This is a genomic window from Vibrio rotiferianus (assembly GCF_002214395.1).
In the GTDB taxonomy this organism is placed as follows: domain Bacteria; phylum Pseudomonadota; class Gammaproteobacteria; order Enterobacterales; family Vibrionaceae; genus Vibrio; species Vibrio rotiferianus.
On record NZ_CP018311.1, the window covers coordinates 560510 to 575277 of the forward strand.

General features: G+C 43.9%; 18 protein-coding genes. 12 read left to right on the forward strand and 6 right to left on the reverse strand.

Annotated features, from left to right (window positions below; all coding sequences use genetic code 11):
- Positions 1–24: 24 nt before the first annotated feature.
- The 12 genes from flhA to BSZ04_RS25170 all read left to right on the forward strand — a co-directional run bounded on the left by flhA (position 25) and on the right by BSZ04_RS25170 (position 11046).
- Entirely contained in the window at positions 25–2115 is a 2091-nt protein-coding gene (gene flhA, locus BSZ04_RS02690; RefSeq protein WP_088879437.1) for a flagellar biosynthesis protein FlhA, read from the forward strand.
- The gene (locus BSZ04_RS02695; protein ID WP_088879438.1) at positions 2108–2905 is read left to right on the forward strand and encodes an EAL domain-containing protein; all 798 of its coding nucleotides are present in this window, start codon (positions 2108–2110) and stop codon (positions 2903–2905) included. The genes flhA and BSZ04_RS02695 overlap by 8 nt, the downstream gene beginning before the upstream one ends.
- Positions 2906–3053: 148 nt before the next feature.
- Positions 3054–3965, forward strand: coding sequence for a lateral flagellin LafA (lafA, locus tag BSZ04_RS02700; protein WP_088879439.1), 912 nt, complete (start codon positions 3054–3056; stop codon positions 3963–3965).
- Between the two features lie 318 nt (positions 3966–4283).
- Complete coding sequence (gene fliD / locus BSZ04_RS02705) at positions 4284–5621, forward strand: flagellar filament capping protein FliD (protein WP_088879440.1); 1338 nt, start codon at positions 4284–4286, stop codon at positions 5619–5621.
- A gap of 22 nt (positions 5622–5643) precedes the next feature.
- Positions 5644–6030 carry a flagellar export chaperone FliS gene (fliS, locus tag BSZ04_RS02710; protein WP_088879441.1) on the forward strand — a complete coding sequence of 129 codons (387 nt, stop codon included), beginning with the start codon at positions 5644–5646 and terminating at the stop codon, positions 6028–6030.
- Between the two features lie 16 nt (positions 6031–6046).
- The gene (locus BSZ04_RS02715; RefSeq protein ID WP_143693981.1) at positions 6047–6334 is read left to right on the forward strand and encodes a LafD; all 288 of its coding nucleotides are present in this window, start codon (positions 6047–6049) and stop codon (positions 6332–6334) included.
- Positions 6331–7521: a flagellar hook-length control protein FliK gene (locus BSZ04_RS02720; protein WP_231896289.1), complete on the forward strand. Its 1191-nt coding sequence runs from the start codon at positions 6331–6333 to the stop codon at positions 7519–7521. The genes BSZ04_RS02715 and BSZ04_RS02720 overlap by 4 nt, the downstream gene beginning before the upstream one ends.
- 21 nt (positions 7522–7542) lie before the next feature.
- Positions 7543–8040 (forward strand): flagellar basal body-associated FliL family protein, encoded by a 498-nt coding sequence (locus tag BSZ04_RS02725; protein WP_088879443.1) that lies wholly within the window; start codon positions 7543–7545, stop codon positions 8038–8040.
- Positions 8041–8052: 12 nt separating this feature from the next.
- The gene (locus BSZ04_RS02730) at positions 8053–8781 is read left to right on the forward strand and encodes a FliA/WhiG family RNA polymerase sigma factor (RefSeq protein ID WP_088879444.1); all 729 of its coding nucleotides are present in this window, start codon (positions 8053–8055) and stop codon (positions 8779–8781) included.
- Between the two features lie 10 nt (positions 8782–8791).
- On the forward strand, positions 8792–9649 hold the full coding sequence (motA, locus tag BSZ04_RS02735; RefSeq protein WP_088879445.1) for a flagellar motor stator protein MotA: 858 nt from the start codon (positions 8792–8794) through the stop codon (positions 9647–9649).
- Complete coding sequence (locus tag BSZ04_RS02740) at positions 9649–10641, forward strand: flagellar motor protein MotB (RefSeq protein ID WP_088879446.1); 993 nt, start codon at positions 9649–9651, stop codon at positions 10639–10641. Before motA ends, BSZ04_RS02740 begins: the two co-directional genes overlap by 1 nt.
- Positions 10642–10758: 117 nt before the next feature.
- Positions 10759–11046, forward strand: coding sequence for a hypothetical protein (locus tag BSZ04_RS25170; protein WP_088879447.1), 288 nt, complete (start codon positions 10759–10761; stop codon positions 11044–11046).
- A 338-nt stretch (positions 11047–11384) separates the two neighbouring features.
- On the opposite strand, the gene BSZ04_RS02750 is transcribed toward BSZ04_RS25170, so the two are convergent.
- From BSZ04_RS02750 to BSZ04_RS02775, 6 genes are all read right to left on the reverse strand, one after another.
- Complete coding sequence (locus BSZ04_RS02750) at positions 11385–11762, reverse strand: PH domain-containing protein (RefSeq protein ID WP_088879448.1); 378 nt, start codon at positions 11760–11762, stop codon at positions 11385–11387.
- Positions 11763–11885: 123 nt separating this feature from the next.
- Positions 11886–12101: a TIGR02450 family Trp-rich protein gene (locus BSZ04_RS02755; RefSeq protein WP_088879449.1), complete on the reverse strand. Its 216-nt coding sequence runs from the start codon at positions 12099–12101 to the stop codon at positions 11886–11888.
- Between the two features lie 194 nt (positions 12102–12295).
- Positions 12296–12718 carry a hypothetical protein gene (locus BSZ04_RS02760; RefSeq protein WP_088879450.1) on the reverse strand — a complete coding sequence of 141 codons (423 nt, stop codon included), beginning with the start codon at positions 12716–12718 and terminating at the stop codon, positions 12296–12298.
- A gap of 185 nt (positions 12719–12903) precedes the next feature.
- Entirely contained in the window at positions 12904–13356 is a 453-nt protein-coding gene (locus BSZ04_RS02765; RefSeq protein ID WP_088879451.1) for a hypothetical protein, read from the reverse strand.
- Positions 13357–13497: 141 nt separating this feature from the next.
- On the reverse strand, positions 13498–13743 hold the full coding sequence (locus BSZ04_RS02770; RefSeq protein ID WP_088879452.1) for a hypothetical protein: 246 nt from the start codon (positions 13741–13743) through the stop codon (positions 13498–13500).
- Between the two features lie 299 nt (positions 13744–14042).
- The gene (locus BSZ04_RS02775; RefSeq protein WP_088879453.1) at positions 14043–14756 is read right to left on the reverse strand and encodes a class I SAM-dependent methyltransferase; all 714 of its coding nucleotides are present in this window, start codon (positions 14754–14756) and stop codon (positions 14043–14045) included.
- Positions 14757–14768: the final 12 nt, after the last annotated feature.

The window sequence follows — 14768 nt, forward strand, 5'->3', positions numbered from 1 at the left end:
GCGTTTACCCAAGGATACAAGAGCATGCTTAACCGGTTAAAACAGATCCAAACTTCGACAAAAGGCTACATCGGCATACCCGTTGTACTGCTGATGGTGTTAGCAATGGTTATCTTGCCATTGCCTCCATTGTTATTGGATGCCCTATTCACCTTTAATATCGTACTTGCAATACTGGTTTTATTAGTAAGCACTACGGCGAAGAGACCGCTAGACTTTTCTATCTTCCCCACAATTCTTCTGGTTGCGACCCTTCTGCGCCTAACGTTAAACGTTGCCTCGACTCGTATTGTATTACTTGAAGGTCACAACGGCGGTGACGCAGCTGGTAAAGTTATTCAAGCTTTCGGTGAGGTCGTTATCGGCGGTAACTATGTCGTCGGTATGGTGGTATTTATCATCTTAATGATCATTAACTTTGTTGTGATCACCAAAGGTGGTGAACGTATTTCAGAAGTATCAGCGCGTTTTACCTTGGATGCCCTACCGGGTAAGCAAATGGCTATTGATGCCGACTTGAACGCTGGCTTAATTGATCAAGAAACCGCTAGACTAAGACGTAAAGAAGTTGCGAATGAAGCCGACTTCCACGGTTCAATGGATGGCGCATCAAAATTTGTTCGTGGTGACGCAGTCGCAGGTCTTTTGATTCTATTTATCAACATCATTGGCGGTATCAGCATTGGTGTGTTTGAACACGGCCTGCCCGCTTCGGAAGCATTCAAAACCTATGCATTGCTGACCATTGGTGATGGCCTAGTCGCACAAATCCCATCCCTACTACTTGCAACCGCTGCCGCTATCATCGTTACTCGCATTAATGATACTGACAATGACATGTCAGAGACTATGCACAAGCAACTATTGGCGACCCCAGCAACCTTGTTTACGGTTGCTGGCATTATGGTCATCATTGGTATTGTTCCAGGCATGCCACATCTTGCTTTCTTTACGTTTGCGGCTGTACTTGGGTTTGCAGGGTGGCGCCAATTAAAAAAACCAGTTCAAGACCATCAACTCGATCAAGTAGAAGCTATTTCGCAAGCAATGCAAGAGGAGGAAACCCCACTTACTTGGGATGATATTCCACATGTACATACTCTTGCATTGTCACTTGGTTATCGCTTAGTTCACCTTGTGAATAGAGACCAAGGCGCTCCATTAGCACAACGTATTCGTGGTGTGAGGAGAAACCTTTCCGAACAAGTCGGCTTTCTGCTTCCTGAAGTGCGCATTCGCGACAACCTAGCCCTTAAGCCAAATCAATACACCATTTCACTCAATGGTGAAGTTATAGAAGAAGGTTTTATCGAACCAGATAGACTGATGGCCATTGCAGTTGGTGAAACATATGGGGAAGTCGATGGTATTTTAGGCAGTGACCCGGCATACCAGCTGCCAGCGGTTTGGATTGAGCACAACGATAAAGCGAAAGCACTCAATATGGGTTACCAAGTTGTCGACGATTCAACGGTTATCGCGACTCACATCAGCAAAGTGATGAAAACCAATCTGGCAGATTTGTTCAACCATGATGACGTTGAAGCAATGAACCAACGTTTGATGGCACAAGCTCCAAAACTAGCAGAAGCTCTGGGGGCGGCATTAACACCAGCTCAACAACTCAAGGTGTATCGTCAACTACTGCTCGATCAGGTGCCACTTAAAGATATCCGTAGTATTGCAAACACTATGTTGGAGTCTTCCGAAAATACTAAAGATCCTATTTTGTTGTCTTCCGATGTACGCTGTACCTTACGGAGAACCTTGGTCAACCTAATTGCAGGGAAAAAAGTAGAGATTAGCGTCTACGCGCTTTCTGATGAACTTGAACAAATGTTATTGACGTCACTCCAGCAAGCACAAGCAAACGGGCCAGTCATGCTAGATAGTTTCCCTATTGAGCCCAATATATTGGGGCAGTTCCAGCAGAATTTACCTTTGATCAGACAGCAATTAAAGCAACAAGGGCTTGCACCGATCCTATTAGTAATGCCTCAATTGCGACCATTACTTGCACGATACGCGCGCACCTTCACGCAAGGTCTTGCGGTATTGTCATATAATGAAATCCCTGAAAATAAACAAATTAATGTGGTAGGAAACCTTGGCTAATCTCACTTCAGCACAAGCAATTTATTTGCACTTGTGTAAGTTAATGAAGCAAAGCGTCGTCACGGATGACGATCAAATTGTTTATGACGCTTTCACGAAACAAGACATCAAGCACGCTTGCCAAGCTATCAGGCACGTGCAATCCGGAGATATCGAGTTTCAGCACCTCACGTTGCGTTTTGGCCACTCAGGTGAACAAAGCGTTTACCATTTTGACTTATCGGAAACGATGATTCTGTGTTTAGACCTTTACAGTATCTATCTAGCCATCCGTCAGACTCAGTTTCAAATGGAAACCTTCCACCCTGACTTGATCAGTAACGTCGTTGTTCCTATTCGAATGAGTGCACTGCTATGGGCAAACGGGAATCGCTATCTTAATCGAGTTATCGAACATCACGGTAAAGCGTTCAAACACATTATTCCATCGATACAATTTGATGAACCATCTTGCTCCACCCAAGAAAGCTCCGAGCTGGTCGAAAAACTTCGCGAGCATGCCTTTTCGCTGTGGTTTGAGGTATCAACCGCCGATCTTGACTTGGATATGGTGCATTCATTTAAACCAGATATGATCAAATTGGTGGTCAACTTAGAAGACAAAGAGCATCGAGAAGCATTCTTACCCGTTGCGCGTTTTTTAAGGAAGTACCGCTATAAATGGATAGCAAGCCGAGTTGCAAATCAAAGTGAACTTAATCGTTATCGCTTACTTGGAGCAAGCTACTATTTTGGCTATTTCAGCGACTTACCGACGTCCATCTCTTTCAAAGCCCCAACTTTGGAATAGACATCACTAAAACAGAGCAAAATACACCTAATTGAAAAATTTTTTATTTTTTTAATTAATCTTCACCAACAACCATCCGCCTCTAGTTAGTGAGCAAGGGAATTTCCCGAAGCCTGAAAAAGATATTGAGAAACCAAGGAGACTTAAGATGGCTTTATCTATGCATACTAACTACGCTTCACTTGTTACGCAAAACACGCTAAACAACACAAGTGGTCTTTTAAACACGGCAATGGAGCGTTTGAGCACAGGCTTCCGAGTTAATTCTGCTGCTGATGACGCTGCTGGCCTGCAAATCGCTAACCGCCTAGAAGCTCAGTCTCGTGGTATGAACGTAGCGATGCGAAACGCACAAGACGGCATCTCTATGATGCAAACAGCTGAAGGTGCGATGGACGAAATGACGAACATCGCCTACCGCATGAACGACCTCGCAACCCAAGCATCAAACGGTACAAACTCAGATGCAGATTTAGCTTCTCTATCATCCGAGTTCCAAGCGCTAGGCGCAGAGTTAGAAAATATCATTACAAACACTAACTTTGGTGGTAACAACTTACTTGATGCAGGCGGCGCAATCAGCACAGGTGTAACATTCCAAATCGGTGCTTCGCAAGCAGAAACATTAAGTATTGGCGGTGCAGGTGCTGCAAGTACTGACGGATTAGCAGCTTTAAAAGCCTTTGCTGCAGATGCAAAGGCTGCTGACTTCACAGCCGCTGGTGGCGACTCTCCTCAATCTATGATGGATGCGCTATCAATCAACTCTGACACTAAAGCTGATGGTACTGCTGGTACTGCTGCTGATGGAGGTGTTATCGGTCAACTTGGTGCTGTGCGTTCAGACCTAGGTGCAAACATTAACCGCCTAGAGCACACTATGACTAACCTTGGTAACATGGTTGAGAACACCACTGCTGCTAAAGGTCGTATCATGGACGCTGACTTTGCTGTTGAATCTTCTAACATGACGAAGAACCAAATGTTGATGCAAGCTGGTACAACTGTACTGTCTCAAACGAATCAACTTCCAGGCATGGCAATGTCTCTACTTCGCTAATTTAGCGACAGTAACCTTCACCATTAAACCTCCCGCTGGGAGGTTTTTTTTTAGCCTGACTAGCGAAAGGTGATTAATTTTACCCGCCATTAGGTCGCCTATAAATAAGGAAGCGCTATACCTGGCGCCTAGGAAAAGCGGAATGCCAACAGCGGAAATTTGGCTTCCGCCAGAATGTAAAAACAAACATAAACAACTGTTTTTATTAAAAATTAACTATCGGCACGCATCTTGCGATAACCCTTTATATCATTAGTAAATATTCACTTTACTGTTATCTCTAGATGGTACGAAAACGATGAGAGAGGGAATGACCTCATGAGTTCAATAGATCCAATTTCTATGGCCACTCAATTGGCAACTTACGATGTACAACCATTTCAACAACGTTACAAACTGCAGTCTGACCGCTACCAAGCTCAACTGACTGCACTAGGAAAGGTTGAAAACGCGCTTCGCGAATTCCGTACAGCGGTTAATGAGATGAACAGCAGTACGAGCGGCATAGTGAAAAACTCGGCGACACTCTCTCAAGAAGGTTTTTTTAGTGCAGATGCAAACGCGAATGCACTGTCAGGTAACTATCAAGTTTTCGTAGAGCAAGTAGCAACCGCCCATCAGCTGTCTACAGGCATGCCTGCTGACCTAGAAGCAACCACAGAGATCCCAACAACCGGAACTCTTGATTTTACGATAAACGGTAAAAGCATGAGCGTCGATCTTTCCACTGTTGATAACGACGGTGACGGAAAAGCAACGATGTCCGAGTTGGTCACCGCGATCAATAACCATGATGACAATCCCGGAGTCAATGCCACTCTAGTTCGTTCCAATGGCCAAACTCACTTTATGCTATCAAGCACCGAAACAGGCGTTGCAAATACGATCAATGTGAGCGCGACTGGCACAGGGCAAGCATGGTTTGAAGATGCTTTCACCAATACAAAAGAAATCACAGCTCCACAGGATGCGGTGATCTGGTTGGGCGCTCAGAATACGGGCCTCAAACTTACTAACTCAAGTAACAAATTTGAGGGCGTAATTGATGGCGTAGACCTGACGGTAAGCAAAGCACAGGTGAGCGGTGAATCTCCTATTAGCTTGGCTGTTGGTCCTGATAGTGAAGGAACAAAAGAGCAAATCGATAAGTTTGTTGAAACATACAACAACCTTCTTTCAACCCTTGATGAATACACCCAAGTAGGTGGAGAAGACAAGCAGCGTGGAGCATTGGCAAATGATCCTACCCTTCGCTCAATTGAGAGTCAATTAACGGCCATTACACGCGGTGAATTCAACGGCATGCGATTAAGCGAAATCGGTATCACTCCAGACCGAAACGGGAAATTATCGGTAGACAGTGAGAAATTCCAAGAAGCGCAAAAAACAAATAGCGCAGGGATTGAGGCCATGTTTAATGGTGATGGTGCCCTACTCGATACTCTTGATGAAATGGCCGAACCGTTTCTCAAATTCTCATCAGGCTTGTTTAGTTCTCGTAAAGAAGCACTCCGTTCGAGTATCGACCGAATTGAAGACAAGCAAGCAACTCTAGAGCGTAAATACGATACCTCTTACAAGCGGTATCTAAAGCAATTTACGCAAATGAACACATTAATGACTCAAATGAACCAAACCATGTCGATGTTTGGTTAAAACGCTTTTAGGAGAACTATTTATGCTAATGGACTCAGGCTATGACTCATACCAACAAGTCGATCTTGATGCACAAGCTGCTGCCGCTAACCCTCATCAATTGGTGGTGATGCTAATTGATGGTTTGCTTGACGAATTGGAGCGTGTCAGAGGCCATATGACTGCAGGCCGTCTAGCGGAAAAGGGTGTTGGCATTAATAAATGCATGAACATTCTTATCGGATTAACCAGCGCTTTGGATGAGGAAAACGGCGGCGAAGTTGCACAAAACCTTCAACAACTCTACGACTTTTGCCAGATGGAACTCTACACAGCGAGCGTAAAGAATGACACTGAACGCTTAATTAATGTAGAGCGTGTAATGGGAAATATTCGAGAAGGCTGGGTTAACTTTGGTAAGCAAGCATAAAGTTCCGGCCGGCTATTTGAGTCAGTTTGCTCGAAAAATAGAAGCCTCTGGTAAAGCCTCTGATTGGGAGGCTTTAAAAGATTACGACACCAAGCTAAGACAACTTTTATCAGCAAATCCAACTTTAATCCGAGACCCGTATTTTCAAGATGAGTTGCAGCATCTCAAATCCGCCTATAGAGAGGCATATGCAACGCTTGGGAAAGCAACCGAACAATTAAAACAAGAAATGGAAATGGTCGATGCTCAACAAGAACGAGCAATCGCTTATGAACTCGCGATGTCATTGGAGGTAATGCCATGATCAATGTTCAATCACTTGTAGGGTCAATGTCTCCTCAACCATTTGGCGCGACTAAAATTGGGCAAAGTACTGTTGACCAGCCATCCGCAGATCCGAACATCGCATTTGGCCAGTACGTGCATCTTTCTCATGCCCAACAACCAATTGATGAAAGTGCACCAGAGAAAGTCGGCGGTCAAGAAAGAGAACCTCAATCAGAGAGCTTTGAGGCTATCGTTCATTCGGACACCTTATTAGAACAACGTCTCGAACCTAAAAGTCATGACATTTCGACTCCTTCATCATTGAAGGAGGAAACAGGCGTACCGCTGCCTTCTGTGCAAGGTGCTCCCCACTCAGAAGCGTCCGACCTCTCTGAGTTAGCTCGAATATCAGAACACTTACAAAAGCTGAATTCTGAACTCAAAAACCATTCGAGCTCTTTGCCCTATACGAATGATTCTAGTGCTATTGTACCTAGCAATCGGTTATTCACCCCTGAAAAAGTGACCGTGTCACAACACATGATAAATACATCAGTCAATGAAGGCTCTTTCGACGGCAATCAGCGTATTCAATCAGGGTCTTTGCAAGCACTAGTTAACAGTACCGCCAAGCCAGTTCAAGTTGAAGGACCAACTCAGATTGCCACTAGCAGCATTCAACCAACACCACTTACAGCCCCTACAGTGGTCGGCAACCCGCAGCCCGTTGAAGTAACTCACTCATCTAGCTCAGGTACACTGAAAACACCAGCGTCAGGTACCGAATGGGCATCAATGCAAATTGATACCAAAGCCGGTAAGTGGGGTGAACAAATGATGCAAGTTTTACATGACCGAGTGACCTTACAAGCCCAGCAGAATATGCAAGAAGCGAAGATCCGCCTCGACCCTCCTGAGCTAGGCAAATTAGATCTTTTGGTTCGCGTAGAGGGCGACAGACTTAATGTTCAAATCAATGCGAACGCAGCCGCGACAAGAGAAGCATTGGTTCAAATCTCTGAACGCCTAAGAGCTGAGCTTCAACAGCAGAACTTCGTTCATGTGGACGTTAACGTAGGCTCAGATCAGGGGGGAAGTCAACAAAACCATAGTGAATCTCAAGAGGAAGCCAATACTCCAATTTTCTCAGCAAGAGAATCATCAAACGGCCAACATACATTCACAGCAATGAGCTCAGAGCACTGGCTCAATACCCAAGCCTAATTAGTTATCGAGGATAAGGTTATGACCAAACCACAAATGATCACCATAATTTTCGCAATGATCATCACTAGTGCTCTAGTTTCCGCTGGCACGGTAGTAGGCGGAATCTGGTACTTGAAACATTCTGGAGAAGAGAAAAACTTCGAAAACCTAATCGAAAACTCTCCGCTTTCATTCTTAACCAAAGAAGAGGAAGTAGTGAAAGGTCCAAGTTTTCATCCTTTAGATAAGGTTGTGTTGACAGTCAAAGGCAAAAAGCAAACACACTTTGTCATGCTAGAACTTGCGGTTGAAACCCGTAACCCAGAGCGAATTCAAGATATTGATAATTACATGCCAATGATTCAAAACTCGCTACTCAAACTGTTCAGCGATAAAACGTTTGATGAACTTCAACAGTCAGGTGCAATAGAAGCACTCCAAAAGGAAGTCAAAGAGACCTTATTACTTTCTTTTGCTGAAACAAGCATTGTTCGCGATATCGATGATGTACTGCTGACAAAATACGTCGTGCAATAACGGGGTTCATTTATGCTAGATATGAACTTCCAAGACGATTATGCGACTGCTGAGCAGATACAAACGCCAGCCCATAAGATTGATGAAAACAAGTTACTCCAGAAACATCAAATCATGGTTAAGCGTATCGTAAATCAACTTCGAGTACACGCGACAACGCATTGCAGCATAGAAGATATGCAGCAAATTGGTCTCATTGCTTTGATTGAAGCTGGCAGGCGATATGGGGATATTGAAGATCCTAACTTCCCAGCTTTTGCAGTATGTCGAATACGTGGCTCAATCTTGGATGAACTTCGTCGCCTAGATTGGCGCTCTAGGAAAACCCGTCAGGAAGCTCATGAGCTCAACGATGTAACCAGAGACCTCACTAAGTCACTGGGAAGACCACCTAGTGACGCGGAAATCATCAAAGCCCTTGGGACTAACGAGCAGGATTATTACGCTCGCCAAAATGCGGCTTTGGCAGGTGAAATGCAAAGTCTCGATCAACTGCTCGAAGCAAACAGCCATGCTCAGTTTGGTGGTGATTACGACGGTATGGAGCACGAACACACTCGTCGAAGCCTTGAGTCTGCAGTTCAAAAGCTAAACAAGCGAGACCAACTTTTACTGACATTGTTCTACCAGCATGAGCTCAACTTACATGAAATAGCCTTGGTACTGGACCTGACTCCTCCAAGGATATGTCAATTGCATAAACAAGCACTCAAACAACTCAATCATTACCTGGCTTCTTAGGAGTTCAATAATGCAAAAATTCCTCGGTGCACTCATTATCATTATGAGTGTTTTTGGTGGTTACATGTGGGCAGGTGGCAGTCTTCTTGCTATCTGGCAACCCGCTGAAATCTTAATTATTGGTGGTGCTGCCATTGGTGCAACCATTGTCGGCAATCCTCCTCAAGTATTAAAAGAAATGCGTCTTCAACTCCGCTCGATCATGTCAGCGCCTAAAGATGAACGTGAATACTACATGGAGCTGATGGCACTGCTGCAAGTGCTACTAGAGACGATTCGAAGCACAGGTTTCAAATCTCTGGATTCACATATTGAAAACCCAGAGCAAAGCCCAATTTTCGCTAAATACCCATTAGTAGCCCGTGACTTTAGACTTGTTTCTTTCATTACGGACAATTTGCGTTTAATGGCAATGGGACAAATGTCGCCTCATGAATTAGAGGGACTGTTAGAACAGGAAATCGAAGCAATACAGACCGACCTTTTGCTCCCTTCTCGTTCATTACAAAGAACAGCAGAAGCGCTACCAGGGTTCGGTATTTTAGCAGCCGTAGGTGGCATCATTATCACGATGCAAGCAATTGACGGTTCAATTGCCCTGATTGGTTATCACGTTGCAGCGGCCCTCGTTGGTACATTTATTGGTATTTTTGGTTGTTACTGTTTTTTAGATCCAACCAGCAATGCTATGGCACAGCGTGTAAAACGCGATATGTCCGCCTTTGAATGCGTTAGAGCGACGCTTGTTGCTTATATCGCGAAAAAGCCGACACTTCTTGCGATTGACGCTGGGCGTAAACACATTCAGCTCGATATAAAACCAACTTTCAATCAAATGGAAAAATGGTTGGCTGAACAGGAGGGTTAATGCAAAAACAAGAACATGTCGTCTTTAAGCGTTCTAAAAATCACGGCCATGATGAACACCACGGTGGTGCATGGAAGGTCGCGTTTGCTGATTTTATGATCGCGTTAATGGCTCTGTTTCTCGTTTTATGGGTAATGCAGGTTGTTGATAAAGAAGAGCGTAAAGCCATTGTTGCTCATCTACACAGTTCAAGTGTATTTGACCAAAGTTATGGTAACCCGTTTGACACATCACAGAGCATTTCACCTATCGACTTGGCGCAGGATTCATCTGTGCCAAGCAGACATAACTCAAACCATGTTGTGAGCTCATACTTTCAAGGTGATGGTGATGGACCAGAGATTGACTCTCTTATCCCCGGTAACTTTGATACGCAAGAGCAACTGGCTCTACTGGCAAAAGTCATTGAAGAGATGATGGCCCAGATAAGTGCCCAAGGAAACGTAAATGTCACCGTTACACCACAAGGCCTTCGAGTGGTATTGCAAGATGATTACAAGCAACACATGTTTAGTCGTGGCGGAGCAGAGCTCACACCGTTTTTTGAGGACTTGCTGCTGGCATTAGCCCCTATATTTGAGCGCGTAGGGAACCCTCTCATCATCAGTGGTCATACAGATGCAACGCCATTCAAGCAACGTGCAGGCAAGCAATCTAACTGGGCTCTATCTGCAACCCGAGCAGATATGGCGAGAAAGACCTTGGTCTCTGGCGGAATGCCGGATGCTCGAGTGATGCAAGTGACTGGTATGTCAGATCGAGCCTTACTAAATCCAGAAGAGCCGGACTCAAGCGAGAACCGTCGCATTGAACTATTTGTTCTAACAACGCCTGCGGCGCAAGTCTTAGAGACGTTTTTTGGAAATCAAGATGGTTCTGAACTGCAAAAGGCAAAAGAGAAGGCTGAATTTAACCAACCAGTCATTCGCCAGGAAGTTATTTCTTATTCGTCAGATGGGACTAAATCTAATACCGCTTTACAAAAGCTATAAAAATATAGGTCACTAAACTTAGGGTCTATTGAACTTTTGAGCTTATTTAACCGCGAAAGGTCAACAGGCCCTGGTAACCTATAGTTACCATTATTAACTCTCTTTCTGAGCTCCAATATGTATCAACAACCGAATCAGCTTGTAAAAAAGGATGGCCTTAAAAAAGCCTTTCTCTGGTTGATCGTATTTGACTATATTCTGCTGGGTTTCTTTCTCACCCAATTGTGGAGCTTATCTCTCAATAGCGGTACCATGATCAGCATGCTGCTGGTCATTTATAATGTACTGCTAACGTTTCTTTGCTTCCAGAGAACCAGTAAGCAAGACTCTTATATTATCTATCCAATTATCTCAGCTACGCTACTCGCGTTCGTCTGCTTCTTATATTTCTTCTTTTTGGTTTGATGGCACACTAAGATCTGTTGCTCTATGGAACTGATTTTTTCGGCAGTTTATAAGGGATTTATACAAAGCGAAGGCTTTGGAATGTCATTCTCCTACCTGATAAACCCACCATGAAAGGCATAAAAAAGGAAGCATAATACGCTTCCTTTTTTGAAGGTAAAAATTAGGAGTTGGATTACCGGATCATCAGATAAAAGAGAACACCTGCCGTAAACCCCAATAAAGCTAATAAGGTTGAGCTTGGTTTACTTTGTTTCCCTTTCAATCCACTGTTCTTCGCCATGCTGACTCCTTGTCTTTGGCCTTCCATTCTGGCTAATTAACGCCTTAACTAATATCTATCCGAGGACGTGCTCACTGAGCATTTTGTTGAACGACACTAAGTCGAAAGAACCTCTTATCTCAAAGCGCACTCGCCCAACTTCACTCAGGAATAACTCGATCTCACAGTCCAAATCAAACGTACCCGATGTTTCAATCGAGAAAGCATTGATCTTACTGTAAGGCAGTGAAGTATAGTCGACTTTTGAGCCCGTGATCCCTTGTACATTCGCCGCTATCACACGCTTGTCGGTGAACACCACTTGGTCACGTACCGTTTTGAAGCCAGCGAAAATACTCTCACCATCAATCAAAAACTTGTGGAAGTCTTCACGTACATTAGAAACTTCAATCGGTTTAAGTTTGAAAACCGATGAGCTGTCGAAATCGATCATGGCATTACCTCAGAACATGAATAAATAAAATCACCCACCAATTAATAGCAAAGTCTCTACCACGAGCCTACTGATTTTGGTGACTTTTCTAACTCCATCTCGTTTTTGGTCATCGCACCGATGCTATTTCCATCCTGGCCGCCATTGTTGTGTGTCTTTTAACTCATGCCAATCCAACTCGCGCTCTTGCTTGGTCATGACAGCTTCAATCACGCATCTCACGACATTTCCTTCCTCATCAAACTCCATTTCTGAAATGATGAAGTGCTTTTCTCTGTTTACCGGTTCTGTCGCTGTCCATTTACTGCGAAGTAACTTTTTAGGGTGAACTCGATTCATGATGCACCGTCATTCATACAATAAACGAACTTTATTACGTAGCAACTGACGAAAGTGGTCACCATAAAGCTAAGATACTAAAAAGCTGTATTTGCTATTGCCTCTATCTATTTTTGTTGATTATTAAGTCGCTTCTAAACAACAAAGGGGATAACACTATCCCCTTTTTCATCGGTTTGATTCACTGAAAGCGATTACATCACGCATTCTTTCGCTGCTTGTGCTTTCTCAATGCTTTCTTCAATCAAAGATTTGGTTTCTTCGCTGCCGATAGATGACATCACTTTGTCCATCACCTTATCCACTGTCGATTCAGAAGATGCTTCCACCAAACAAGCGTACGCATTAGCAATGTGTTCTTTCGCTTCAATAAGCGCTTCAGGGTCGCTGAAATCCACATTCATTGCTTCTTCAACCGATGCAGCAAGTTCTTCTGCAGATTCCGCAGCATCACCAAATTGGTCCAGGTTGAACGCTTCCTCTACTGAATCCATCTGCTCTTGAACCGTATCAATCGCTTTGTTTGCGGCTTCTTGTGCTTGGTCGATGGCTTTGCTTGCGTCGTCACAGCCGACAAGTGCCATTGCTAAAGCCATTGTTGAGATTGTCTTTTTCATATTTGTTCTTCTAACAAGTAAATCGCTAATCATCACAATACGTGATTAACAAAGAGATTTTAATTCAAGAGTTGTAAGAAGAGGAAACAGAAACTCTTGAAAGCCCCAAAAAACAAAGCCGCTACAACGAGCGGCACTTGTCTTTATTTATGTAAAGTGACTTGTCTAGCTATACGTTAACCTGGTTAAGCTATTCTACCGTGTTTAATTGCCATCATTTCATCATACGATCGCTGTAACGCATCAAACGTCCACTCGAAGTAGACGCGGCGTTCCATTAACGGAGCAATTTGGTCTGCATCAAACGATTCGATAGTAAGATCCGAGTACTCAACTTGCAGGCTGTCGCCGTCAGTCCCCCAATCTTCGTATTCACGGTTGCCAATGAGATCGTAAAGGTTGTTGCTTAGGAAGCTGTATATCACTAAGAATGACTTTACTGCATCTTCAGAAACGTTCAGCATGCTTGCAATCTGCGCAACATCATACGACTTTTCTTTATCACCTTGGTTAACATCAAGCCTTACCAATTGGGTTTCCCACGTTGCTAATTCACCGTAAGAGTCCAATACATGTTGATTCAGGGCTTCGAATACCTGAAAAAAGTCTTGGATCATAGGTAGGTAATTGTCAGACATAAAGTCCCTTATTGTATTTAGTGGAACGGGCGACCTTCACCGCTGTGTTCTTGCTCACCCTAGCCAGTAATTGTTAAAAGTTAGACTATAAGTTGCGACTCCGCGTACTGTTCTCGTAATTTTGCTGTCATTTTTGGGTAATTAATCAACTAATGCCGTTGGCTCATCGATTCCCATGTAATCACACAGCTCACGTTTAATTCGGTGGAACTCTTGCACTGAGACAAAACACTCGGCGTACCCCGTCTTGCCTTCAATGCCAATATGAAAAATAGGTAAAGTATCAATCGATAATATAATTTCAATAGAGTCACTCGCGAGTAAGAACTTCACGACATGCTCCATATTTAAATAGTGACCTGATTCAATTTTTAATGCTTTTGCCACGATAAGTTCCCGGTATCAATAAAGGTTTATGATGGAGCAGCAATTCGATATGAAGTGAAGGAGAAGTGCTTCATAAATGATGAGTTGAGCCACAATCGAAATGAGACTATCACAAGCTTCTGTATCTAGAATTTGAATTCCCCCTCACTTTTGTTGCGATTAACTTTCAAGTGCCATCGTTTACCCAAAACTGACTGTAAGTTCACATACAAAAGAAGAACGGAGCCTATTTCACAGCTTCAGGGAACAAAAAGGCCACTGTGATAGCGGCCTTGGTCCGTCATTAATTGGTGTGAGCTTCACGCATTTATCTGATACATCGCGAAATAGGTGTCGGCTTGAATAACGTGTTTTTGGCTAAGTTGCTTCAAAGCCTCAACAACGTTTGCGAACGGGTCGTCTCCTGCGAAAGCTTTTACTAACTTGATGTAACGCTTAGAGGAAGAGAACAGCACATGCGCCAACTCTTCAGCACTGACTTCTAGCTCTACTGTCTCTTTGTAAACCTTCATCGCTCGGAAAGTACCACAATCACTAAAGTTGATAGCGTGGTCATAGTTGGATTCTATAAGTTCCATCTCTATGCCTAGTAGTTTGAGGGGCTTTTCTAGCAGTACTTCAAAATCGTACACCACAACGTGCGCTGCAGATTGGCAAACGCGTTGAAGCTCAGTCACCAAAGCCGCAGATTTCGCGTAAGAGAGTGAGCCTGCAAACGTCACCACATCTACGCTGTTGTCTGACAGGGGTACATGCTCACCATCGCCGACATGATACTCAATACCTTCCGATGGTTTGGTTTTCTCAACCATTGACGTGCTTGGATCCACACCATGTAGCTGCTGACAGTATTTAGCCAATGCCAGTGTTGATACGCCCGTACCGCAACCAATATCTAATCCCAATTGGAACTGGGGTAACGTACCTAAGTTTGCTTGTAGGATGACTTGATGCAGCGGCGGGCGATAAGCTGCGTAATGCTTAGAGATGGCTTGGTTGTATTCTTCGCTCACTGATGTTCTCCC